This window comes from Novosphingobium sp. B-7 (genome assembly GCF_000410615.1).
GTDB classification, from domain to species: domain Bacteria; phylum Pseudomonadota; class Alphaproteobacteria; order Sphingomonadales; family Sphingomonadaceae; genus Novosphingobium; species Novosphingobium capsulatum.
The window spans coordinates 449-704 of sequence record NZ_KE148440.1 but is presented as its reverse complement, the minus strand read 5'-3'; the positions used below and the strand labels follow the sequence as shown (position 1 = coordinate 704).

The following is a 256-nucleotide window of genomic DNA, read 5'->3' as shown; positions in this document are numbered from 1 at the left end:
GCGCCGCCGGCCGAAAGCGGGGTAAACAGCCATTCCGACGCGGTGAGCGTGCCCGACCCGCGCCCGGCCGGCTGCGCGCGATCGAACGCCCACTGCGCCGCGGCGAAATCGAGCACTTCCAGCCGGTGCTCGGGCGGAAAGGCGGCGGCCACGGCCAGCTTGCCGTCTTCGGGCAACAGCATCAGGGCATGGGCATCGAGCAGGCGGGATGCTTCGGCACAGAGCACGCGGCCCAGTTCCTCGGCCGTGGTCACCC

1 protein-coding gene is annotated in these 256 nt (G+C 72.3%); it reads right to left on the bottom strand.

Going from position 1 to position 256, the window contains the following annotated elements; translation table 11 throughout:
- On the bottom strand, positions 1-256 hold a 256-nt coding region (locus H926_RS29060), incomplete at both ends, for a hypothetical protein (RefSeq protein ID WP_043610518.1).